Annotated in this window: 23 protein-coding genes and 2 rRNA genes; 24 read left to right on the forward strand and 1 reads right to left on the reverse strand. The window is 40.5% G+C overall.

Going from position 1 to position 20,364, the window contains the following annotated elements; genetic code table 11:
- The 12 genes from FCL54_RS22165 to rsmI all read left to right on the forward strand — a co-directional run.
- A 23S ribosomal RNA gene (locus tag FCL54_RS22165) occupies nucleotides 1–98 on the forward strand; the annotation flags it as partial.
- A gap of 174 nt (nucleotides 99–272) precedes the next feature.
- A 5S ribosomal RNA gene (rrf, locus tag FCL54_RS22170) occupies nucleotides 273–389 on the forward strand.
- Between the two features lie 771 nt (nucleotides 390–1,160).
- On the forward strand, nucleotides 1,161–1,319 hold the full coding sequence (locus FCL54_RS22175; protein ID WP_246055421.1) for a sigma factor G inhibitor Gin: 159 nt from the start codon (nucleotides 1,161–1,163) through the stop codon (nucleotides 1,317–1,319).
- Nucleotides 1,320–1,498: 179 nt separating this feature from the next.
- A complete protein-coding gene (locus tag FCL54_RS22180) occupies nucleotides 1,499–2,950 on the forward strand; it encodes an aminotransferase class I/II-fold pyridoxal phosphate-dependent enzyme (RefSeq protein ID WP_138129448.1) in 1,452 nt (483 codons plus the stop codon).
- Nucleotides 2,947–3,606 (forward strand): dTMP kinase, encoded by a 660-nt coding sequence (tmk, locus tag FCL54_RS22185; RefSeq protein ID WP_138129450.1) that lies wholly within the window; start codon nucleotides 2,947–2,949, stop codon nucleotides 3,604–3,606. The genes FCL54_RS22180 and tmk overlap by 4 nt, the downstream gene beginning before the upstream one ends.
- A 45-nt stretch (nucleotides 3,607–3,651) precedes the next feature.
- The gene (locus tag FCL54_RS22190; RefSeq protein WP_138129452.1) at nucleotides 3,652–3,981 is read left to right on the forward strand and encodes a cyclic-di-AMP receptor; all 330 of its coding nucleotides are present in this window, start codon (nucleotides 3,652–3,654) and stop codon (nucleotides 3,979–3,981) included.
- A gap of 31 nt (nucleotides 3,982–4,012) precedes the next feature.
- Nucleotides 4,013–5,002: a DNA polymerase III subunit delta' gene (holB, locus tag FCL54_RS22195; RefSeq protein ID WP_138129454.1), complete on the forward strand. Its 990-nt coding sequence runs from the start codon at nucleotides 4,013–4,015 to the stop codon at nucleotides 5,000–5,002.
- 6 nt (nucleotides 5,003–5,008) lie between these two features.
- Nucleotides 5,009–5,836, forward strand: coding sequence for a PSP1 domain-containing protein (locus FCL54_RS22200; protein WP_138129456.1), 828 nt, complete (start codon nucleotides 5,009–5,011; stop codon nucleotides 5,834–5,836).
- Nucleotides 5,837–5,851: 15 nt separating this feature from the next.
- Complete coding sequence (yabA, locus tag FCL54_RS22205) at nucleotides 5,852–6,199, forward strand: DNA replication initiation control protein YabA (RefSeq protein ID WP_138129458.1); 348 nt, start codon at nucleotides 5,852–5,854, stop codon at nucleotides 6,197–6,199.
- A 107-nt stretch (nucleotides 6,200–6,306) separates the two neighbouring features.
- Nucleotides 6,307–7,044 (forward strand): tRNA1(Val) (adenine(37)-N6)-methyltransferase, encoded by a 738-nt coding sequence (locus FCL54_RS22210; protein ID WP_138129460.1) that lies wholly within the window; start codon nucleotides 6,307–6,309, stop codon nucleotides 7,042–7,044.
- On the forward strand, nucleotides 7,031–7,321 hold the full coding sequence (locus tag FCL54_RS22215; protein WP_138129462.1) for a GIY-YIG nuclease family protein: 291 nt from the start codon (nucleotides 7,031–7,033) through the stop codon (nucleotides 7,319–7,321). Before FCL54_RS22210 ends, FCL54_RS22215 begins: the two co-directional genes overlap by 14 nt.
- Nucleotides 7,293–8,165 carry a 16S rRNA (cytidine(1402)-2'-O)-methyltransferase gene (gene rsmI, locus FCL54_RS22220; RefSeq protein ID WP_138129464.1) on the forward strand — a complete coding sequence of 291 codons (873 nt, stop codon included), beginning with the start codon at nucleotides 7,293–7,295 and terminating at the stop codon, nucleotides 8,163–8,165. The genes FCL54_RS22215 and rsmI overlap by 29 nt, the downstream gene beginning before the upstream one ends.
- Before the next feature lie 71 nt (nucleotides 8,166–8,236).
- Here the strand turns inward: rsmI and FCL54_RS22225 are convergent, their stop codons facing one another.
- A complete protein-coding gene (locus FCL54_RS22225) occupies nucleotides 8,237–8,515 on the reverse strand; it encodes a transition state genes transcriptional regulator AbrB (RefSeq protein ID WP_138129466.1) in 279 nt (92 codons plus the stop codon).
- A 498-nt stretch (nucleotides 8,516–9,013) separates the two neighbouring features.
- On the opposite strand from FCL54_RS22225, the gene metG reads away from it, so the two are divergent.
- The 12 genes from metG (at nucleotide 9,014) to spoVG (ending at nucleotide 20,200) form a co-directional block, all read left to right on the forward strand.
- The gene (gene metG / locus FCL54_RS22230; protein ID WP_138129468.1) at nucleotides 9,014–10,960 is read left to right on the forward strand and encodes a methionine--tRNA ligase; all 1,947 of its coding nucleotides are present in this window, start codon (nucleotides 9,014–9,016) and stop codon (nucleotides 10,958–10,960) included.
- Nucleotides 10,961–11,304: 344 nt separating this feature from the next.
- Entirely contained in the window at nucleotides 11,305–12,075 is a 771-nt protein-coding gene (locus FCL54_RS22235; protein ID WP_138129470.1) for a TatD family hydrolase, read from the forward strand.
- Between the two features lie 239 nt (nucleotides 12,076–12,314).
- Nucleotides 12,315–13,520: a resuscitation-promoting factor gene (locus FCL54_RS24710; protein WP_425467166.1), complete on the forward strand. Its 1,206-nt coding sequence runs from the start codon at nucleotides 12,315–12,317 to the stop codon at nucleotides 13,518–13,520.
- 233 nt (nucleotides 13,521–13,753) lie between these two features.
- Complete coding sequence (rnmV, locus tag FCL54_RS22245) at nucleotides 13,754–14,308, forward strand: ribonuclease M5 (RefSeq protein WP_171016978.1); 555 nt, start codon at nucleotides 13,754–13,756, stop codon at nucleotides 14,306–14,308.
- A complete protein-coding gene (gene rsmA / locus FCL54_RS22250; protein ID WP_138129474.1) occupies nucleotides 14,308–15,180 on the forward strand; it encodes a 16S rRNA (adenine(1518)-N(6)/adenine(1519)-N(6))-dimethyltransferase RsmA in 873 nt (290 codons plus the stop codon). Before rnmV ends, rsmA begins: the two co-directional genes overlap by 1 nt.
- A gap of 226 nt (nucleotides 15,181–15,406) precedes the next feature.
- A complete protein-coding gene (gene yabG / locus FCL54_RS22255; protein ID WP_138129476.1) occupies nucleotides 15,407–16,285 on the forward strand; it encodes a sporulation peptidase YabG in 879 nt (292 codons plus the stop codon).
- A gap of 262 nt (nucleotides 16,286–16,547) precedes the next feature.
- Nucleotides 16,548–16,811 carry a biofilm formation stimulator Veg gene (gene veg, locus FCL54_RS22260; protein ID WP_138129478.1) on the forward strand — a complete coding sequence of 88 codons (264 nt, stop codon included), beginning with the start codon at nucleotides 16,548–16,550 and terminating at the stop codon, nucleotides 16,809–16,811.
- A gap of 248 nt (nucleotides 16,812–17,059) precedes the next feature.
- Nucleotides 17,060–17,239, forward strand: coding sequence for a small, acid-soluble spore protein, alpha/beta type (locus tag FCL54_RS22265; protein WP_138129480.1), 180 nt, complete (start codon nucleotides 17,060–17,062; stop codon nucleotides 17,237–17,239).
- 195 nt (nucleotides 17,240–17,434) lie between these two features.
- Nucleotides 17,435–18,301, forward strand: a complete 867-nt coding sequence (gene ispE / locus FCL54_RS22270; RefSeq protein WP_138129482.1) for a 4-(cytidine 5'-diphospho)-2-C-methyl-D-erythritol kinase — start codon at nucleotides 17,435–17,437, stop codon at nucleotides 18,299–18,301.
- Nucleotides 18,302–18,355: 54 nt separating this feature from the next.
- A complete protein-coding gene (purR, locus tag FCL54_RS22275; protein WP_138129484.1) occupies nucleotides 18,356–19,207 on the forward strand; it encodes a pur operon repressor in 852 nt (283 codons plus the stop codon).
- Nucleotides 19,207–19,581 (forward strand): RidA family protein, encoded by a 375-nt coding sequence (locus FCL54_RS22280; protein WP_138129486.1) that lies wholly within the window; start codon nucleotides 19,207–19,209, stop codon nucleotides 19,579–19,581. Before purR ends, FCL54_RS22280 begins: the two co-directional genes overlap by 1 nt.
- A 328-nt stretch (nucleotides 19,582–19,909) precedes the next feature.
- Nucleotides 19,910–20,200 carry a septation regulator SpoVG gene (gene spoVG, locus FCL54_RS22285; RefSeq protein ID WP_138129488.1) on the forward strand — a complete coding sequence of 97 codons (291 nt, stop codon included), beginning with the start codon at nucleotides 19,910–19,912 and terminating at the stop codon, nucleotides 20,198–20,200.
- Nucleotides 20,201–20,364: the final 164 nt, after the last annotated feature.

Consider the following 20,364-nt stretch of genomic DNA (forward strand, 5'->3'; position numbering starts at 1 on the left):
GGTAAGATCCCTTAAAGATGATGAGGTTGATAGGTCTGGGGTGGAAGTGTGGCAACACATGGAGCTGACAGATACTAATCGATCGAGGGCTTAACCAAACACGAAAAGCGGAAGGAGCCGTTTAGGTCCGAGAGGCGTTGGAAGCCTTGCATGAGAGATGCTTTTTATCTCGCATGAAAGGGTGAAACGACCGAGGATCTGGCTCCTGGAGCTGGACATGGACAGTCAGTCGTTATCTAGTTTTCAGGGAACAAACCCTGATAAATACATAGTCCGGTAATGATGGCGAAGAGGCCACACCCGTTCCCATGCCGAACACGGAAGTTAAGCTCTTCAGCGCCGATGGTAATTGGGGGATCTCCCCCTGTAAGAGTAGGACGTCGCCGGGCAATAAGGAAAGAACAGCTGAGGGAGCTGTTCTTTTTTTGTACGTGAAAAAGCCTTAAAGGAATTAGAAAAGCATCTTCGAATAGGAGGGTCGGGAGAAGCAAGGAGGTCGAGGAAGCAAAGGGAGAGAGGCCCGGAGCAACTGATCGTTGTGAGGACCGAACGAGCGAAGCTGACGAAGAGATCCGCCGCTTATCTCGGCACGACGCCGAACACGGAAGTTAAGCTCGAGCGCCGATGGTAATTGGGGGATCTCCCCCTGTAAGAGTAGGACGTCGCCGGGCGAAGGAAAGAACAGCTGAGGGAGTTGTTCTTTTTTTGTATGGCAAAAAATTATAGGTCATCTGATCCCTTATTTCGTCTAAAAGAGGGGTTGTGAAGATATTTGAGGACATCTGTTCCGCTATTAGCCCCAATTCTTCTCATTTTAACAGTAAAATCAGCAAATAAAGGAACAGATGTCCTATAATTCTTAAAACTGCTCCAAAATACCAAAATAGCGAACCATATGACCTCTTTCCCTCATGAACCCTTTTCCCCCAACCCTGCCCTCACTCCAATCTGCCGTATTGACACGGAACCCATCTCCATCACGTTAAATCAAAGTGGAGAAAGATGCTTCGAGACAGACACAGGATAAAAGTAAACGCATACACTTAAAATAAGTTGAATTAAAGACACAATGAATAATTTTCAAAAAATGGGGCAATGCTTGTATCATGGAGGTGGGTACATTGCATTCAGTTGCTGAAGAACGAACAGAGGAATTATGTATGATTTGTGACCACACGCAACCAAAAGGTATACACATTTGTACAAAGTTTATTTGTGAGGAATGTGAAAGAAAGTTAGTTACCACAGATACAAACGACATTCATTATCGGTATTATTTAAAGAAACTAAAACAATTAAAATTAGATACCCTCTCTTAGGTAACAGGATGGAATGTCCTGTTTTTTGTTTGCCGTTATTTATGACGGAGACCAACTGTTTGTGCAAGATTACAAATGGTATCTCCCTTCTCCAAAAGCAAAGAAAATGGTAAAATAAAAGGTACGTGAAAGCAATTTTTCACTATATTAAATAGATTAGTTAAAGAGGAAGAATAGAGATGGACCAACAGCGCGCCCCGTTGTTTGAAGCATTGGTTAATTGGAGTGAAAGGAATCCGATTTCTTTCCACGTTCCAGGCCACAAAAACGGCGATTTGTTTGCGGATTTAGGAGACAAGCACTTTAAAGATATTTTGAAAATAGATGCAACAGAATTGAATGGACTTGATGATCTTCATGACCCCCGCGAAGTAATCGGGGAGGCCCAGAAACTAACGGCAGCTTACTACGGTGCTGAAAACAGCTATTTTCTTGTAGGAGGATCAACTGCAGGAAATTTAGCGATGATACTTGGAACCTGTAAAGAGGGAGACCACGTTTTAGTTCAGCGAAACAGCCATAAGTCTATCCTCAACGGACTTTTACTTGCTGGTGTGAAGCCTTATTTCTTGTCACCTGAAATTGATCCGGTTGCGAAGGTGGCTACAGGTGTTGCTGACTCTACTGTGAAGCAAGCATTGTCTGTTGTTCCCGATGCAAAAGCTATCATTTTAACAAACCCAAATTATTATGGCATGACAGTAGAACTTGAAAATATTGTTCAATATGCTCATGCTAGAAATATTCCAGTATTGGTTGATGAAGCGCACGGAGCCCATTTTAGGGTAAGTTCATCCTTTCCTCTTTCTGCATTAGAAGTCGGGGCAGATGTTGTAGTACAATCTGCGCACAAAACGTTGCCAGCTATGACGATGGGTTCTTATCTGCATGTAAACAGCAACTTAATAGTTAAAAGTAGAATAGAGCGCTATTTAAGAATGCTTCAATCAAGCAGCCCTTCCTATCCGATTATGGCTTCACTCGATCTGGCGCGTTATTACCTTGCCTCTTTAACAGAAGATAAAGTAAAGAAAATACTATCCAGCCTTTTTCAATTCAGAGAGGAAATAAAGGATATTCCTGGATTTCGGGTCATTGAACCGTCAGGCCCGGTTAAAAAGATCGATCCGTTAAAAATCACGATTCAGTGTAAAGATTTGCCAGGATATCAGTTGCAAAAATTGCTGGAAAAGGAAAACATTTATATAGAAATGGCCGATCCGTTGAATGTATTATTGGTTTTACCATTAACGGACAATTCATTGCAGGAAGGACTTCTTGAAAAACTTAAAAAAATTACCCGGCAAAATCAGACTTCACATCAAGCAGTTGAGCGTTATAAAGATTATCCTGCTGGTTCGACAATAACAGAACTTGCTGCATCATACAGGGAGCTTTCGACATGCGAGAAACAAGTAGTACCGATTTCTGCAGCAAAAGGGAAGATTGCCGGCCAGGCGATTGTTCCTTATCCGCCGGGAATACCGCTTGTACTGGAAGGTGAACGTATAACAGGCCAACATTTAAAAGCTCTACAACATATTCTGTCTTCTGGTGGGAAGGTACAGGGCCTGGTTGGGGAAGGAAGAAAGCAAATAGAAATATATGTTATAAAGGAGACTGGGCAGTGAAAGGATTATTTATCACCTTTGAAGGTCCCGATGGGGCTGGAAAAACAACACAAATAAAAAAGCTTGCCGAATATTTGGAAAATAAAGGAATTCCTTACATTCATACGAGGGAACCCGGTGGTACACGAATCAGTGATAAAATCCGGTCACTTATCCTTGATCCTGCAAATGAGGAAATGGTTAATGAAACAGAAGTACTTCTATATGCAGCCTCACGATCTCAGCATGTAAAAGAAAAAATCCTGCCTGCTTTGAACGAAGGGAAAATTGTTTTATGCGACCGGTTTGTTGATGCTTCCATCGCATATCAGGGATATGGACTCGGAATTTCTGTAGAGCAGGTTAAAGAAATAAACCGATTTGCAACCGGAGGGCTTGCAGCAGACCGAAGCTATTTGATCGATCTCCCGGTAGAAGAAGGAAGAAACCGGATGGCTGCCCGCTATGAAACTCAAACGAATGGACAGGGACTTGATCGAATAGAACAAAAACACGCTGATTATCATCAAACTGTTAGGCAAGCATTCCTTAAACTAGCTGAAGAAAACGCAAACCGAATTCAATTGATCAATGGAAACCGGAATGCAGAAATGATTTTTGAAGAGATAAAAGAGGATTTTGAGACCTTTTATATAAATACTTTTAACAAAGAATAATAATGCAGCGGTTACCATTATTAAGTGAAAAAGGAGCGAACGGGTATGAAACTTGTGATGGCGGTTGTCCAGGATAAAGATAGCAACAGATTGATGAATGCATTGGTCGATCATAATTTCAGGACTACAAAGCTGGCGACAACAGGTGGTTTTCTTAAGGCAGGCAACACGACTTTTATGATTGGAACAGAGGACCATCGAGTCGACAAGCTGCTCAGTGTCATAAAGGAAAACTGCCAGAGCAGAGACCAGATGGTAGCTCCAGTTTCCCCGATGGGAGGAAATGCGGACTCTTATGTTCCGTATCCTGTTGAGGTAGAAGTGGGAGGAGCAACTATTTTTGTCCTTCCTATCGAACAGTTCCACCATTTTTAGAAAATAACAGAACGTTAGTGAGTGATTCAATATGGCAAGCTGGAAGGAATTAAGGGAAAAACAGCCCAATGTCGTTAAGATGCTTACAAACAGCTTTGCAAAAGACAGGATTTCCCATGCTTACCTATTTGAAGGTGGTGCCGGCACAGGGAAGAAAGAGGCAGCAATCCAGCTGGCTAAAACTTATTTTTGCCAGCATACTGATGGAATAGAGCCCTGCCTCACATGCAAGGATTGCAAGAGGATCGATTCCCGTAATCATCCTGATGTATTCTTTGTAGAGCCGGATGGACAATCCATTAAAATACAACAGATTCGTCAGCTTCAAAAGGAATTTTCTTATTTAGGCTTAGAATCAAAGAAAAAAGTATATATTCTCGAGCATGCTGATCGAATGACGAACCAGGCGGCAAACAGCCTTCTGAAATTTTTGGAAGAGCCGGGAAAGATGACGATCGCCGTATTGTTAACCGAGCAAGTTCAGCACATTCTGTCCACTATCTATTCCCGTTGCCAGGTTCTTTCATTTAGACCTCTGTCCTCTATGAACCTATTGGAACGATTAAAAGAACAGAATGTCGAGAACCGCCTTGCAAGGCTGGCTTCGGCATTGACAAATGATATGACAGAAGCGCTTGAATTGTCGGAGAGTGAGTGGTTTGCACAAGCTCGTTCGATAGTGTTACAATTGACTGAAGAGCTTAAAGATAGGCCACATCAGGCCTTGATTTCTATACATGATAAATGGCTTTCACATTTTAAAGAAAAAGATCAAATTGACCTTGGCCTTAATCTTTTATTGTTTTGGTATAAGGATTTATTATTAACGCAAATACAGGATGAGCAAAACATTGTTTATCTTGATCAAAGAGATATATTAGAACGTTATGCCCTTCAACTTACTAAGAAACGAATCAGTGATAACATGTTGGCGATCCTTGAAGCCAAAAGACGTCTGGCTGCTAATACGAATCCTCAGTTTGTGATGGAGAAATTAGTGCTCAGATTACGGGAGGGGTAATTTTTTGTGTATGAGGTAGTGGGAGTCCGCTTTAAAAAAGCGGGTAAAATATATTATTTTGATCCAAACGGTATAGATATACCAGAAAACGATTTTGTGATTGTTGAAACTGCAAGAGGAATTGAGTATGGCAAAGTTGTCATCGGTAAAAAACAGGTTGATGAGAATGATGTTGTACTGCCTTTAAAAAAAGTTATTCGACTGGCGGATGAAAAAGACCGCTTAACGGTCGAAGATAATAAACAGGCTGCGATTGAAGCTTTTGATGTTTGCCTGAAAAAAATAGAAGAGTACAAGCTTGAGATGAAACTGGTGGATGTAGAATATACATTCGACCGAAATAAAGTAATCTTTTACTTTACTGCCGATGGAAGGGTTGATTTCCGCGAGCTTGTTAAGGGATTAGCTGCTATCTTCAGAACAAGGATCGAACTCCGCCAAATCGGTGTCAGGGATGAAGCGAAAATGCTTGGAGGTATAGGTCCCTGCGGTAGAATGCTCTGTTGCTCTACGTGGCTTGGCGACTTTGAACCGGTTTCGATTAAAATGGCAAAAGACCAGAACCTTTCTTTAAATCCCGCAAAGATTTCAGGTCTATGCGGACGTTTGATGTGCTGTCTAAAGTATGAAAACGACGCATACGAAACAGGGAAAAAGGAATTGCCTGATATCGGGCAAATAATTGAAACAGGACAGGGAAAAGGTAAGGTAGTAGGGTTAAATATTCTCGAGCGATTAATCCAGGTAGAGCTTCAAGAGCTGCAACGTGTTGTAGAATATACATTAGATGAATTGATAAAAGAGGGAGCAGTCTCAACACAAGCCACAGATTGATGAGGTGGAACGTAAGTGAAGAAGCAAGAAATCTTTTCGCGAGTAAGTTCAATGGAAGAACAAATTGGTGATTTATATAAACAACTCGGCGAATTAAAAGGACAGCTTGCGGAGTTGTTAGAAGAAAACCATCATCTTGAAGTAGAAAACCATCATTTAAGACAACGATTAGATCGGTCTTCTGCTCCGCCGAAACAATCTGGAGATAAAACTCAGGATCGTATAAAGCCGGAAATCGGTGAAGGGTATGACAATCTTGCTCGGCTTTATCAAGAAGGCTTTCACATCTGTAATCTGCACTATGGCAGTATTCGGAAAGAAGGCGATTGCTTGTTTTGTCTCTCTTTCTTAAATAAAAAATAATTTCAAGTCTTTCCTATAGGGAAGACTATTTTTTTATACTGTACTGTTTTAAACGGCCTGGATTAAGATGGGTGTTTTTTCTTAGATTGCCTGGAAAGAGGTTTGGTATGGAGTTATTTAACAACGAAAGAGTAGATCATATTTTACAAAGGAAAGTTATTCAAAGCTCTGAAGTTTTTTCTTTTTCATTGGATGCAGTGATGCTCGGGCAGTTTGTGTGGCTTCCAATCCAAAAAGGAAGGGTGATCGACCTGTGTTCAGGAAACGGGGTTATACCATTGATTCTTTCCACTAGAAGCAATGCATCAATCGATGGGATAGAAATTCAGGAACGCCTCTTTGACATGGCTAAACGAAGTGTTAGCTTTAATAAGCAAGAAGAGCAGATAAAGCTTTATCATAGCGATATTAATGATTTGCCGGAGGAAGTATTACAAAATATAGGAAGATATGATGTGGTAACGTGTAACCCTCCCTATTTTAAAACAACAAAAAAGCGCGAGCAAAATTTGAATGAACATTATACGATTGCAAGGCATGAAATTTATTGTACATTAGATGATGTTATCCGAGTCTCAAGTAGGTTGGTAAAAAGCAGCGGGAAAGTGGCGATCGTTCACCGGCCAAACCGCCTGATTGAATTGATGGACTCGATGAGAAAATACCTTCTTGAGCCGAAAAGGATGCAGCTGGTTTATCCAAAAGAAGGGGCAGAAGCAAACATGGTACTGGTGGAAGCGATTAAAGGTGGTAAACCAGACCTCAGGATATTGCCTCCATTCTTTGTCTATAATCAAAAAAATGAGTTTACGAAAGAGATGAAGAAGCTTTATGGACTCGAATAACCATTATGTATATATGCTCGAATGTGCAGACGGGACTTATTATACCGGTTATACTAATCAGCTTGAAAAACGGTTAAGCCTGCATCAAAGAGGCAAAGGAGCAAAATATACACGGGGACGGTCACCGGTAGAACTCGTATACAAAAATGCATTCCGTTCCAAAGGGGAAGCCTTAAAAGAAGAATATCGAATTAAACAACTAACAAGAAAACAAAAAGAACAACTGATCAGGGAGGGTAATAACGCTTATGAAGACGCAACAGAGTTATCAGAATGAGCATTCAGGCAGGCTGTTCCTTGTTCCAACTCCCATAGGGAACTTAGAAGACATGACTTTTCGAGCGATCCGAACCTTAAAAGAAGCAGATCTTATCGCTGCGGAGGATACGAGGCAGACGAAGAAACTTACAAACCATTTTGAAATCGAAACGCCTTTAACAAGCTACCATGAACATAATAAGGAACAGAGCGGCAACAAGCTAATCGCTCATTTAAAAGAAGGTAAAACAGTTGCGCTTGTAAGTGATGCAGGTATGCCTGCTATATCTGATCCGGGATTCGAGCTTGTAACAGAATGTATTGAACAGGACATACCGGTCATTCCTCTCCCTGGACCAAACGCAGCGCTTACATCTCTTATCGCTTCAGGGCTTCCGACTAATCATTTTTATTACTTCGGCTTTCTCTCGAGGCAGAAAAAGGGACGTAAACAAGAATTGGAATCGATCAGGGGAATTACTTCGCCAATTATTTTTTACGAAGCTCCTCACCGTCTAAAAGAAACATTAAAAGCGATCAAAGAGGTTTACGGCAATCGGAAGATCTCGATCAGCAGAGAGTTAACGAAACGTTATGAAGAGTTTTTACGGGGATCTGTTGAGGAAGCGATTAAGTGGAGCGAAGAAAACGAATTGCGTGGGGAATTTTGCTTCGTGCTGCAGGGGGCTCAGGCCAGTGAAATAGAAGAAACTGTATGGTGGGCAGATTTATCCGTCCTTGAACATATTAATTATTACATGGATAAAGAAGGGCTATCGAGTAAAGAAGCGATAAAGAATGTTGCTAAAGAACGAGGATTACCAAAAAGAGAAGTATACAGTGAATATCATATCGATGGATAAAGAAAACTGTAAATATTCTTATCCGGCAAAAAAACCCCTTGCTGTTAAAGCAAGGGGTCCAGATTTACGAATTACTTATCAAGTTGTTGTTTAAGCTCAGTTAGAACCTGCAAAGCCCCTTCTTTGCTAAGGATGATTTTACCGTCTCCAATAGAGATGTTGTTGTCGGAGACTTCTCCAGTCACCTGGCATGTCATGTTAGGTTTGTACTTTTTCAAGACAATACGGTCATCATCAACATAAATTTCCAATGCATCCTTCTCCGCAATCCCCAATGTGCGGCGAAGTTCAATTGGAATTACGACCCGCCCTAATTCATCAACTTTACGAACAATTCCAGTAGATTTCATTTAGTTTCTCCCCTATTCGCTATAATAGTGTATAAAACGCCATTATTCGACAAAATTCTCTTATATGTCTTTTATAATACCAGTGATTCCCATAACCGTCAATGTTTTTCTAGTATTAATAAATCCCTTTATATCAACAGTTTCAAGGGGTTTGGTTAACAATTCACAGTATTTCCTGAAATTGGATTCGACATTTTTCTCAAATTATTCGACATGAAAATCTTCTTTTTGTACGTCAACGTAAAAAAACGGTTCATCTTGACAGTTATTCATTATTTTAGGTATATTTTGAGGGGAGAATAGAGGAATTAACCACTTGTAAAACGGTTATCCTGTGTAATTTTTTTAAAAAATGTCTACAATGGATAAATAAGCTTAAAGTTTAATTAGTTAAGAGTAAAATAAAGATAAAGCGAACATAGTTCTCGTCTGGTAAAGGCGAGAGCTTTTATCATACTGATAAATGTATTCGTTTAAAAACTGAGGAGGGTTATTATTATGGGAGAGAAGACTTTCTATATAACGACGCCGATTTATTACCCGAGTGGAAAGCTTCATATCGGACATGCTTATACTACAGTAGCGGGTGATGCGATGGCCCGTTATAAAAGACTTCGTGGATATGATGTCCGTTACTTAACAGGAACGGATGAACATGGCCAAAAAATTCAGAAAAAAGCTGGAGAAGAAGGGGTTTCTCCGCAGGAATATGTAGATGAAATTGTTTCGGGCATCAAGGATCTCTGGGAAAAGCTGGAGATATCATATGATGACTTTATCCGTACAACCGAAACAAGACACACAGAGGTTGTACAAAAGATATTTAAACAGCTGCTGGATCAGGGGGATATTTATCTAGATGAATATGAAGGTTGGTACTGTACTCCATGCGAATCTTTCTTTACCGAGCTTCAGCTAGAGGAAGGAAACTGCCCTGACTGCGGACGCCCTGTTGAAAAAGTAAAAGAAGAATCCTACTTTTTTAAGATGAGCAAATATGCTGACCGCTTGCTTCAGTATTATGAAGAAAACCCGGAATTTATCCAACCGGAGTCAAGAAAGAATGAAATGATCAATAATTTTATTAAACCGGGTCTGGAAGATCTAGCGGTTTCTCGTACTTCTTTTGATTGGGGAGTTAAAGTGCCGGGGGATCCGAAGCATGTTATTTATGTTTGGATCGATGCGTTGTCGAATTATATCACCTCACTAGGATATGGGACTGACCATGATGAAAACTACCAGAAGTACTGGCCGGCGAATGTGCATCTTGTCGGGAAAGAAATTGTACGCTTCCATACGATTTACTGGCCTATCATGCTAATGGCATTGGATCTGCCGCTTCCTAAGAAAGTATTTGCACATGGGTGGCTTTTAATGAAAGACGGGAAGATGTCAAAATCAAAAGGAAACGTAGTGGATCCGGTCACACTGATTGATCGTTATGGTCTCGATGCATTGCGTTACTATCTCCTGCGCGAAGTTCCGTTTGGTTCTGACGGAGTTTTTACGCCAGAAAGCTTTATAGAAAGAATTAACCATGACCTTGCCAACGACCTTGGGAACTTGTTAAACCGAACAGTTGCAATGATTGATAAATATTTTGACGGTAAGGTACCTGCTTATGAAGGCCCTGTTACGGAATACGATAGCGATCTTGAGCAGCTGGTTGAAAGAACAGTAGCTAATGTAGAACAGTCGATGGATAACATGGAATTCTCGGTTGCTCTGTCAACGATATGGCAGCTGATAAGCAGAACAAATAAATATATAGATGAAACACAGCCGTGGGTACTTGCAAAAGATGAAAGCAAAAACAAAGAACTTGCAGCTGTTATGGTCCATTTAGCTGAATCTCTTCGCCAGATTGCGATCATGCTACAGCCGTTTATGACAAAAGCTCCATTAAAAATCTGGAAACAGCTCGGAATTGAACAGGGAGAAAGAACAAGCTGGGATGCACTGAGGTTTAAAAAAGGATTTGGAGGAACAAAAGTCCAAAAAGACAATCCGATCTTCCCGCGTCTTGATGTAGAAGAAGAAGTTGCACACATAGTGGCTGACATGGGCGGAGTCCTTACATCCGAAGAAGAAGACAAAGTAATGGAAAAACCAGAAACGGAAGAAATCACGATCGATGATTTTACGAAAGTAGATTTGCGTGTTGCAGAAGTTTTAGCAGCTGAGCCAGTAAAAAAGGCGGATAAGTTACTTAAGCTTCAACTGGATCTTGGATATGAAAAACGCCAGGTTGTTTCTGGAATAGCAAAACATTACAAGCCAGAAGAACTTGTTGGTAAAAAAGTCATTTGCGTTACGAATCTAAAACCGGTTAAACTTCGTGGAGAATTGTCTGAAGGAATGATCCTGGCAGGAGAGAGTGACGGAACTTTAACAGTCGCAACAGTTGGTGAAGGCTTGCCTAACGGTACAAAAGTAAAATAATATCTATAAATGGGTTGGCTCCCAGGTGCCTGGCTTCCTCCGTTTAGCACTATAGTTAGATGAACATTGTCATATGTTTACCTAACTAAAGTGTTGGAGTGCCTGGCACATTTCTTTTGAGCCAGCCCTTTTTTGTAACATTTATGTTTTATATCCATTTTTTAGGGAAACAATCGGAATGTGCTTGCTTGCCTCCCGGGAAAACCCTGTCAATTTATAGGATAATTCTGCATCTTCTGACGAACGTAATATATTTGTAAAGGAAATGAAAAGGAAATTGATTAGAATTGTAATAGTTCATTTGTTACACTGTCATAGTACTAACCTACCAAAGGAGTAGTTAAATGCTTTTTGATACACATACACACATAAACGCGATACAGTTTGATGAAGACCGAGAAGAAGTTATACATAAGGCAAGGGAAGCTGGCGTTGAAACGATGATCGTTGTCGGGTTTGACCGCGAAACGATTGAGCGGGCAATGCAGCTTGTCGAGGAATATGACTTTATTTATGCAGCTGTTGGATGGCACCCCGTTGATGCGATCGACATGAAGGATGAAGACCTGGATTGGATTGAAGAATTAGCTTCTCATCCTAAAGTAGTTGCGATCGGTGAAATGGGTCTGGATTATCACTGGGATAAGTCGCCTCATGATATTCAGAAAGAGGTTTTTCGCAAACAAATCCGCTTAGCAAAAAAAGTGAAGTTACCAATCATTATTCATAATCGTGATGCAACAAGAGACGTTGTTGATATTTTAAAACAGGAAGAAGCAGAAGATGTAGGCGGAATTATGCATTGCTTCAGCGGTGATGTAGAAATCGCAAGAGAATGTATCGATATGAATTTTTATATCTCTCTTGGGGGGCCGGTCACATTTAAGAACGCCAAAGAACCAAAGGTAGTGGCCGAAGCTGTTCCGATCGAAAGGCTTCTCGTTGAAACAGATTGTCCATTTTTAGCCCCTCATCCTTATCGGGGTAAAAGAAATGAACCAGCTTATGTAAAGCTTGTTGCAGAAAAAATTGCCGAATTAAAAGGTGTTTCTTATGAGGAATTAGCCCAAAAAACATCCGACAATGCTTTTCGCTTATTCAGCATTAATCGCTAGAAGTAATTGTCGAGTTAAAACGGAAAGTTATCTAAGTTTTTATAAAACCAGGAAATTCTACAAAAAACACCACGATCTAGTATAGTCAGTGTCGAGAAGTTTTCCTTTATTTTCAAAAACTTTCTTTGCAATAATAGACAACGATTCTACTTTTTTGCAAAGGAGGAAAGGGACCAGGTGGGCACAAGCAAGCAGTTATCTCTGAGAACGCGGTCGTTAAAAAGGAGGAATCAATGGGAATGCATTCAAACATGAAAGGGCTATCCGGTTTTAACGGAAAAAAGCTATTCATGACCATCCTTGGTTTGGTCGTGCTCGGTTTGATTTCTAGCTTTACAATTTACGAGTTAACAAAGTCATCCATAACACTAGTCCTGGATGGAGAAGAACAACAGGTGAAGTCTCACGCTGATACCGTACAGCAAGTACTAGAAGAAAATGGTGTGAAAATAGGTGAACACGATCTTGTTGCCCCTTCGAAAGATACGGCGCTTAAAGAGGGAATGGAAATCCAGTGGGATCCTGCTAAAAAGATAAATGTAACCGTTAATGGGGAAACCAAAACGGTATGGACAACAAAAGACACTATCAAAGAAGCCGTTAATGAGCTTGACTTTGCAGTTAAAGAGCATGACGAAATAACACCATCTCTTGATGAAAAAATTCAAGAAGGTATGGATATAAACTATGAATCTGCTTTTGAAGTGACATTGAACATTGGAGGGAAAGAACAGAACGTCTGGACCACTTCGACTACCGTCGCTGATCTTTTAAAACAACACGAGGTTACATTAGGTAAACTCGACCGGGTTGAACCTGAAAAAGGCGCTGAACTTGCCGGCAAAGCACAGGTTAACGTTATTCGAGTAGAAAAGGTCACCGATGTAGTGGAAGAACCGATCGACTATCAAACAGTAACACGCAAAGACAGCTCTTTGCTAAAAGGTAAAGAGAAGCTTGTTGAATCCGGAGAAGAGGGCCGTAAAGCAAAGCATTTTGAAGTCATCCTGGAAAACGGCAAAGAAGTATCCCGCAAGCTAGTCAAGGAAGAGGTTGTCAAGGACAGCAAAAACAAGGTTGTTGCTGTCGGAACGAAAGTTGTAAAACCGGTTGTAAAACAGACAGTATCGAGAAGTAAAGCTCCTTCTAAAAGCAGCAAAGAGTTTTATGTAAGAAGTACTGCCTATACTGCAAATTGTTCCGGTTGTTCTGGGATAACTGCTACAGGATTCAACTTGAAAGCCAACCCGAATGCAAAAGTGATAGCCGTAGATCCTGGTGTGATTCCTCTTGGAACAAAAGTCTACGTAGAAGGATACGGTTATGCGATCGCAGCTGATACAGGCGGCGCAATTCGCGGAAATAAAATCGACGTATTCTTTTCTTCTAAATCACAGGCATATGCCTGGGGGAACCGTACTGTCAAAGTTAAGATTATTAATTAGTCATGTAAAATATGATATGCTGGAAAACGCAGAGTGAGAATTTGTCTTTCTTGCTCTGTGTTTTTTATTTTTCCCAACGCATGCTTGAATAAACTAACATTTATAAATTAGAACAGGCTTTTTTCTTTTTACTAAATTTTATAAGATAGAAGCATGTTAATAAAAAAGGTATTTTTGATTTCAATTATTAGACGATTAGTTAGCTTGAAAGGTTTCAATTTTTGGAGGATAAAATGAAAATAAAAGAAGTTATCGTGGTTGAAGGGAAAAGCGATACGATAGCTGTACAGCGTGCTGTCAAAGCGGATACCCTGGAAACAAACGGATCAGAGATAAGTGAAAGTACTTTAAATCAGATTGAATTAGCACAAAAGCGAAGAGGCGTTATCGTATTTACAGATCCCGATTTTCCTGGAGAACGTATACGTAAAATCATTAGCGAGAGAGTTCCGGGATGTAAACATGCATTTTTGCCTAAAAAAGAAGGGATTGCAAAATCGGGAAAAGGGCTTGGCATTGAACATGCTTCTTGTGAGGCGATACGGTTAGCTCTCGGAAAAGTGAAGGAAGAAATGGAAGATCCTGATGAAATAATTCCGTGGGAAGACCTTATAGCCGCTGGGCTAGTTGGAGGAAGCAAAGCAAAGCAGCGTCGGGAATTACTGGGTGAGGTTTTAAATATAGGGTATATGAATGGTAAGCAATTGTATAAACGGCTTAAAATGTTTCAAGTTTCAAAAGAAGAATTTTCGCAGGCAATGCGGCGCGTTTTACAGGAGGAGAAATAATGAATAAGGACATATCAACTCCAATTCGAACAAAAGCGATCCTGGAAAAGTATAAATTTTCGTTTAAGAAAAGTTTAGGGCAGAATTTTTTAATTGATTCAAACATCCTTCGGAAAATTGTAGATCAAGCTGAGCTCGGTGAAGATTCAGCAGCCATTGAAATTGGACCCGGGATCGGTGCATTAACAGAACAGTTGGCTAGAAAAGCAGAAAAGGTAGTCGCATTTGAAATTGACCAGCGGCTCCTTCCGATATTAAAGGATACTCTTTCCCCCTATACGAATGTAAAGGTGGTCCACTCGGATGTTTTGAAAGCAGATGTAAATCAGGTGATCAAAGAGGAATTCAAGGAAGGGCAGGATATCATGGTAGTGGCAAACTTGCCCTATTATGTAACAACGCCTATTCTAATGAAGCTTTTGACAGAAAACTTGCCGGTTCGCGGTATAGTGGTCATGATACAGAAGGAAGTAGCCGATCGTATCGCAGCGTCTCCAGGAACAAAAGATTATGGTTCGCTTTCTCTAGCAGTTCAATATTATGCTGAAGCAAAAAATGCGTTGATTGTTCCGAAGACAGTATTTATGCCAAAGCCAAATGTTGATTCTGCTGTGCTTCATTTGACGATGAGAAAAGAAGCCCCTGTAGAGGTGGAAAATGAAGACTTTTTCTTTGAAGTAATTCGAGCAAGTTTTACTCAGAGAAGAAAGACCTTATGGAACAACTTAATAAACAATCTGTTTTCAAAAGAGAAGAAGGATCAGGTACAACAGGCTTTAGAAAAAGCCGGGATCGAAGGACAGCGAAGAGGGGAAACACTTTCAATGGAAGAGTTCGCCCGATTGAGCAACGAACTGATTCTATATAAATAATAGAAGGCATCACTACAAAAAGTGATGCCTTTTTTTCGTATAGGAAAGCTTTTTGGCAATAGAATGCTCGTCGGCGTTAAAAAACGAACGTTTTACTCAATTTCGGCATATCCTGTTATATGTTTTTGATGATTGCTGCACATCATTCTTTTCTCTGCCTCATACACTAAAAAAGGCGCGGCAGAGTTGATGCAGCAAAAGCGTTGCAAGGCCTAGGAGGAATAGTATGGAAATCAGAGTAGGCGATGTAGTTGCTCGACGCTCGTATAAGTGCGATTTAATCTTTCGTGTAACGAAGCTTTCACCGGATGGGAAATTTGCCGAACTAGTTGGAGAAGAAATGAGGCTGGTTGCGGATTCCCCGCTTGATGACCTTGTTATTATCGATCAAACGGAACACAAACGGTGGAGGGAAAAAGAAAGAGAGAAAGAAGATAATTCATACCGTTTGTTCAGGCAGGATTACCAGTTGCTTAAAGCCAAACGAGAATATACTTCCACCAACTATTATAAAAAGCAAACTGCTTTTTTTGAACTCCCCGGCCGAGTACTTCATATAGATGGTGACCAGTTATATTTAAACAGATGCCTTGATATGTATAAAAGGCTGGGTGTACCTGTATATGGAGCGCATATGAAGGAGCATGAAATGCCGCAGAACGTATTGACACTGATTAATAATGTTCGGCCAGACATTTTGGTTATAACCGGTCATGATGCATTCTTGAAGAACAAAGGGGAAAAGAAGGATCTTCATTCTTATCGAAACTCAAAGCATTTTGTACGTGCTGTTAAAGAAGTACGAAGAGTACATCCTAATCTTGACCATCTTGTTATTTTTGCGGGAGCATGTCAGTCCCACTTTGAATCCCTCATTAAAGCAGGGGCAAACTTCGCAAGTTCTCCATCGCGAATCAATATTCACATGCTTGATCCTGTTTTTATTGTCTCAAAGATTTCCTTGACTTCTTTTATGGATCATGTAAATGTCTGGGATGCTCTCAGAAATACACTAACCGGGGAAGATGGATTAGGCGGTGTAGAAACAAAAGGTATTTTACGTACCGGAATGCCGATGAAGCTTAACCAAGATAGCACGACATGAGGATGAAGCCCTAATGGTTCATCAGAATGCCATTAGGGTTCTTTTTCCTGGGGATTTTTTCAAAAAATAGTTGCTCTTATTCTGAACGGTTGCTCAGTCGATAGTGAAAATTTATATACATAAAAAAAGAATTTTGATAAAGAATAAAAAAGCATAAAAAGTCATTGACATTGAATTTGCTTCGTTGTTATAATTTAAGGTTTTATTTGACAACTATATGCAAAAGATGTTATAATTTGTCTAAGTGAGGTGGATGTTCTATATGGGTAAAACGATTCCTGAGATCAAACAAACGTTAGAGTCTTATGTTGGAAAAAGGCTAACGCTTAAAGCAAATGGTGGCCGTCGAAAGACAATCCAACGCTCTGGCATCCTAGAAGAGACATATCCAGCTGTTTTTATTGTAAAATTAGATCAGGACAGTAATGCGTTTGAGCGAGTTTCTTACAGTTATACAGATGTGCTTACAGAAACAGTGGAGCTTACATTTAGTGAGGATAAGCAAATTGCAGTCAGCGGGCAGTAGACGAAAGTCGGCTGCTTTTTTGCTTTATAAGGGTATAAATATGGATCAATACGTTATCCTACACATCAACAAACAGTTTGGTTACAGAGTTAGCGTAATTATCTCCTTTGCCTCCTAACTTGATGGCATGCCAGTCAGGTTGTCGCTTTAGCAAAGATTAACTGAACAGGATACATATTTCATTCATAAAACCTTATCTGGCACAAAGACTAAGAATGTCACAGCTATGAGGAAAGGGGCTTGATTGGATGGCTAGGAACAGAGGCATCATGTCGGACCGCTTTAAAGAAGAAGTTGCTAAGGAGCTTGGCTTTTACGATACCGTCCAGAAAGAGGGATGGGGAGGAATTCGTGCACGCGACGCTGGTAATATGGTGAAACGAGCGATTGAAATAGCTCAAGAACGTTTAAGCAATCAACAGCAATAAAAGCTGTGGCAGCAAAACGGAGCCGAAAGGCTTCGTTTTTTATTGCTTATTTTTCTTCTGCAGTTTTTCGCGGGTTATTTCTGTCCATAATGAAGAAAAAACTAACAATTTCATCTGGAAATGAATAAGCGTTCGATTCTTAAGTTGTGTTTATGGTACAATGAGTCGGAATGGATAACAAGAAGGTGAATGAACGTGAAGATTTGCATTAAAGCACCTGCTAAAATTAATTTAGTACTGGATGTCTTACATAAAAGGCCGGATGGCTATCATGAAGTGGAAATGATCATGACCACAGTTGACCTGGCAGACCGATTAGAGCTGTCTAATATAAAGGGAAATAAAATTATCCTTGAATCTTCAAGCGGTTTTGTGCCTGATGATTCCAGAAACCTGGCATATCAGGCAGCGCTTTTAATAAAAGAACGTTACGGAATAGAAAAGGGAGTCCATATTAAAATTGACAAGCATATCCCGGTTGCAGCAGGACTTGCCGGTGGCAGCAGTGATGCCGCGGCTGCTTTAAAAGGACTGAATCAATTGTGGAACCTTGGGCTTTCTCATGACAAACTGGCGCAACTCGGATCTGAGATCGGGTCAGATGTCTCCTTTTGCGTTTACGGAGGGACAGCCCTTGCGACAGGAAGAGGAGAAGTCATTAAGCGAATCGACTCTCCTCCACCATGCTGGGTCATACTTGCTAAGCCTTCGATCGGTGTTTCCACTGCGGATGTTTACCGAAAGCTTAACCTGGATAAGGTAGAGCATCCTAATGTAAATAACATGATAAAGGCTCTAAAGGATAAGGACTACCAGGGTATTTGCAGGGAGATGGGAAATGTACTTGAGGGTGTTACTTTATCGATGCACCCTGAAGTGAACAGAATTAAGGAAAAGATGCACAGCCTTGGAGCTGACGGAGTTCTAATGAGCGGCAGCGGCCCTACTGTATTTGGATTAACGGTTCACGAATCCAGAATGCAGCGGATTTATAACGGACTTCGCGGATTCTGTGACCAGGTCTATGCTGTAAGGCTTATCGGAGAAAGAACACTTGAATAAAACCGTACAAAAATGTTATATTAACCATAAATATTCGGTTTTGGGGGTTCTTTTATGAAACTAAAAAGAAGTGCGCGGCTTGTTGATATGACCAGGTTCTTACTGGAGCATCCTCATCGCCTTGTGCCTTTAACTCATTTTTCCGATCGTTATGGTTCTGCTAAGTCTTCTATTTCCGAAGATTTAGGTATTATTAAAGAAAGTTTTGAGCAACAGGGAGCGGGGTCGTTAATAACGGTTCCAGGTGCGGCAGGTGGAGTAAAATATATTCCTTTATCCAATGAAGAAGAAGCTGCACAAATAATTGCTGATTTAAGCGAAAGGCTTTCAAAGCCGGAACGGATTTTGCCCGGTGGCTATCTTTATATGACAGACATATTAGGAAACCCGGAACTGATGAATAAAATTGGACGGCTGTTTTCTTCCGTTTTTGCTGACCGCTCGATCGATGTCGTGATGACTGTGGCAACAAAAGGGATTCCTCTTGCTTACGCGGTAGCTACATACTTAAACGTTCCAGTAGTTATTGTTCGTCGCGACAGCAGGGTCACCGAGGGTTCCACAGTCAGCATCAACTATATCTCCGGGTCTTCTAAGCGGATCCAAACGATGGCGCTGGCTAGAAGAAGCCTTGAAGCAGGTTCTCGCGTTCTTGTCATTGATGATTTTATGAAAGCTGGCGGAACAATTCAGGGTATGGTGAGTTTATTAGAGGAATTCCAGGCAACCGTTGCTGGAATCGGCGTTCTTGTAGAAGCGCAGGGAGATATTGAAGAGCGGCTGGTTGAAGAGTTTGTTTCATTGATGAGTTTATCGCAGGTTGATGTGAAAGAAAAGAAAGTTACCGTAGAACCGGGAAACTATCGACACAAAGCAGACAAACTATTAAAAGGGGAGACTGAGTAATGAAAGCAATTCAAACGAATAAAGCACCTGCTGCTATCGGCCCTTATTCTCAAGGTATGATTGTTAACAATCTTTTTTATAGTTCCGGCCAAATTCCTTTAACACCAGAAGGTAATATGGTTGAAGGCGGAATTGAAGAACAGGCCCATCAAGTATTCCATAATATAAAAGCGGTATTAGAAGAAGCTGAGGCTTCATTAGAAACCGTTGTGAAAACGACCGTCTTTATTAAAGACATGGAGCAGTTTCCTCTGATAAATAATATATATGAAGAGTATTTTTCAACACATAAACCAGCAAGGTCCTGTGTTGAGGTAGCAAGACTCCCAAAGGATGCGTTGATTGAAATGGAAGTAGTTGCTTTAATCAAATAATGTAAACTTTAAGCTTTCCTATTATATGGAGGGCTTTTTTTACTCTCATAAACGAGGTAGATTGCGGCTCACCGCCCGCGGAAAGCGAGCAACCTGAAGCGGAAGTCAACCTCTCCTCTGCTTAAATAGCAACAAAGATTGTGAACAGACTTGTATTTAAATCACTTTCTTTGGTGATGAAGTTTATTTTAATAACGATAGTATTTTTTCGCATCCATAAACCCTTTCAAATATTTTTAATATTTTTTAAAATTTAGAGAAGGATTTGCATAGGAATGAACGAATATTGATATATGCTCTAATTTATGGAAAAAGGTGGTGTACTTCAATGGAAGTTACTGATGTGCGTTTAAGACGTGTAAATACGGAAGGCCGTATGCGTGCGATTGCTTCGATTACAATTGATCATGAGTTTGTAGTTCATGATATTCGTGTCATTGATGGAAATAATGGCATGTTTGTAGCAATGCCAAGTAAAAGGACTCCAGACGGAGAATTCCGTGATATAGCTCACCCGATCTCCTCAAACACAAGGGAGAAGATTCAAACAGCAGTGCTGGCTGAATATCATCGTGTTGGGGAAATGGAAGCTGCATACGAAGAAGCCGGTGCTTCATAAAACCTGATCAATTAAGATCAGGTTTTTTTATTTTCATGGTGGGGTAAACCTTTTCTGTGGTCTTACATAAATTCCAATAATCAAATTCCACTTATGGAAATTGTTTCAAATACGTGATATTTCGCGGTTCTTTCTTGAAAAGGACCTTTTTTTGAGATATAGTC

Source organism: Exobacillus caeni (assembly GCF_005747095.1).
In the GTDB taxonomy this organism is placed as follows: domain Bacteria; phylum Bacillota; class Bacilli; order Bacillales; family Guptibacillaceae; genus Exobacillus; species Exobacillus caeni.

Excerpts from the sequence above, each read along its gene's own strand:
- FCL54_RS22175 (WP_246055421.1), top strand. The coding sequence starts at position 1,161 with ATGATTTGTGACCACACGCAACCAAAAGGTATACACATTTGTACAAAG.
- FCL54_RS22180 (WP_138129448.1), top strand. The coding sequence starts at position 1,499 with ATGGACCAACAGCGCGCCCCGTTGTTTGAAGCATTGGTTAATTGGAGT.
- FCL54_RS22190 (WP_138129452.1), top strand. The coding sequence starts at position 3,652 with ATGAAACTTGTGATGGCGGTTGTCCAGGATAAAGATAGCAACAGATTG.
- holB (WP_138129454.1), top strand. The coding sequence starts at position 4,013 with ATGGCAAGCTGGAAGGAATTAAGGGAAAAACAGCCCAATGTCGTTAAG.
- FCL54_RS22210 (WP_138129460.1), top strand. The coding sequence starts at position 6,307 with ATGGAGTTATTTAACAACGAAAGAGTAGATCATATTTTACAAAGGAAA.
- FCL54_RS22215 (WP_138129462.1), top strand. The coding sequence starts at position 7,031 with ATGGACTCGAATAACCATTATGTATATATGCTCGAATGTGCAGACGGG.
- rsmI (WP_138129464.1), top strand. The coding sequence starts at position 7,293 with ATGAAGACGCAACAGAGTTATCAGAATGAGCATTCAGGCAGGCTGTTC.
- FCL54_RS22225 (WP_138129466.1), bottom strand. The coding sequence starts at position 8,515 with ATGAAATCTACTGGAATTGTTCGTAAAGTTGATGAATTAGGGCGGGTC.
- metG (WP_138129468.1), top strand. The coding sequence starts at position 9,014 with ATGGGAGAGAAGACTTTCTATATAACGACGCCGATTTATTACCCGAGT.
- FCL54_RS22235 (WP_138129470.1), top strand. The coding sequence starts at position 11,305 with ATGCTTTTTGATACACATACACACATAAACGCGATACAGTTTGATGAA.
- FCL54_RS24710 (WP_425467166.1), top strand. The coding sequence starts at position 12,315 with ATGCATTCAAACATGAAAGGGCTATCCGGTTTTAACGGAAAAAAGCTA.
- rnmV (WP_171016978.1), top strand. The coding sequence starts at position 13,754 with ATGAAAATAAAAGAAGTTATCGTGGTTGAAGGGAAAAGCGATACGATA.
- rsmA (WP_138129474.1), top strand. The coding sequence starts at position 14,308 with ATGAATAAGGACATATCAACTCCAATTCGAACAAAAGCGATCCTGGAA.
- yabG (WP_138129476.1), top strand. The coding sequence starts at position 15,407 with ATGGAAATCAGAGTAGGCGATGTAGTTGCTCGACGCTCGTATAAGTGC.
- veg (WP_138129478.1), top strand. The coding sequence starts at position 16,548 with ATGGGTAAAACGATTCCTGAGATCAAACAAACGTTAGAGTCTTATGTT.
- FCL54_RS22265 (WP_138129480.1), top strand. The coding sequence starts at position 17,060 with ATGGCTAGGAACAGAGGCATCATGTCGGACCGCTTTAAAGAAGAAGTT.
- purR (WP_138129484.1), top strand. The coding sequence starts at position 18,356 with ATGAAACTAAAAAGAAGTGCGCGGCTTGTTGATATGACCAGGTTCTTA.
- FCL54_RS22280 (WP_138129486.1), top strand. The coding sequence starts at position 19,207 with ATGAAAGCAATTCAAACGAATAAAGCACCTGCTGCTATCGGCCCTTAT.
- spoVG (WP_138129488.1), top strand. The coding sequence starts at position 19,910 with ATGGAAGTTACTGATGTGCGTTTAAGACGTGTAAATACGGAAGGCCGT.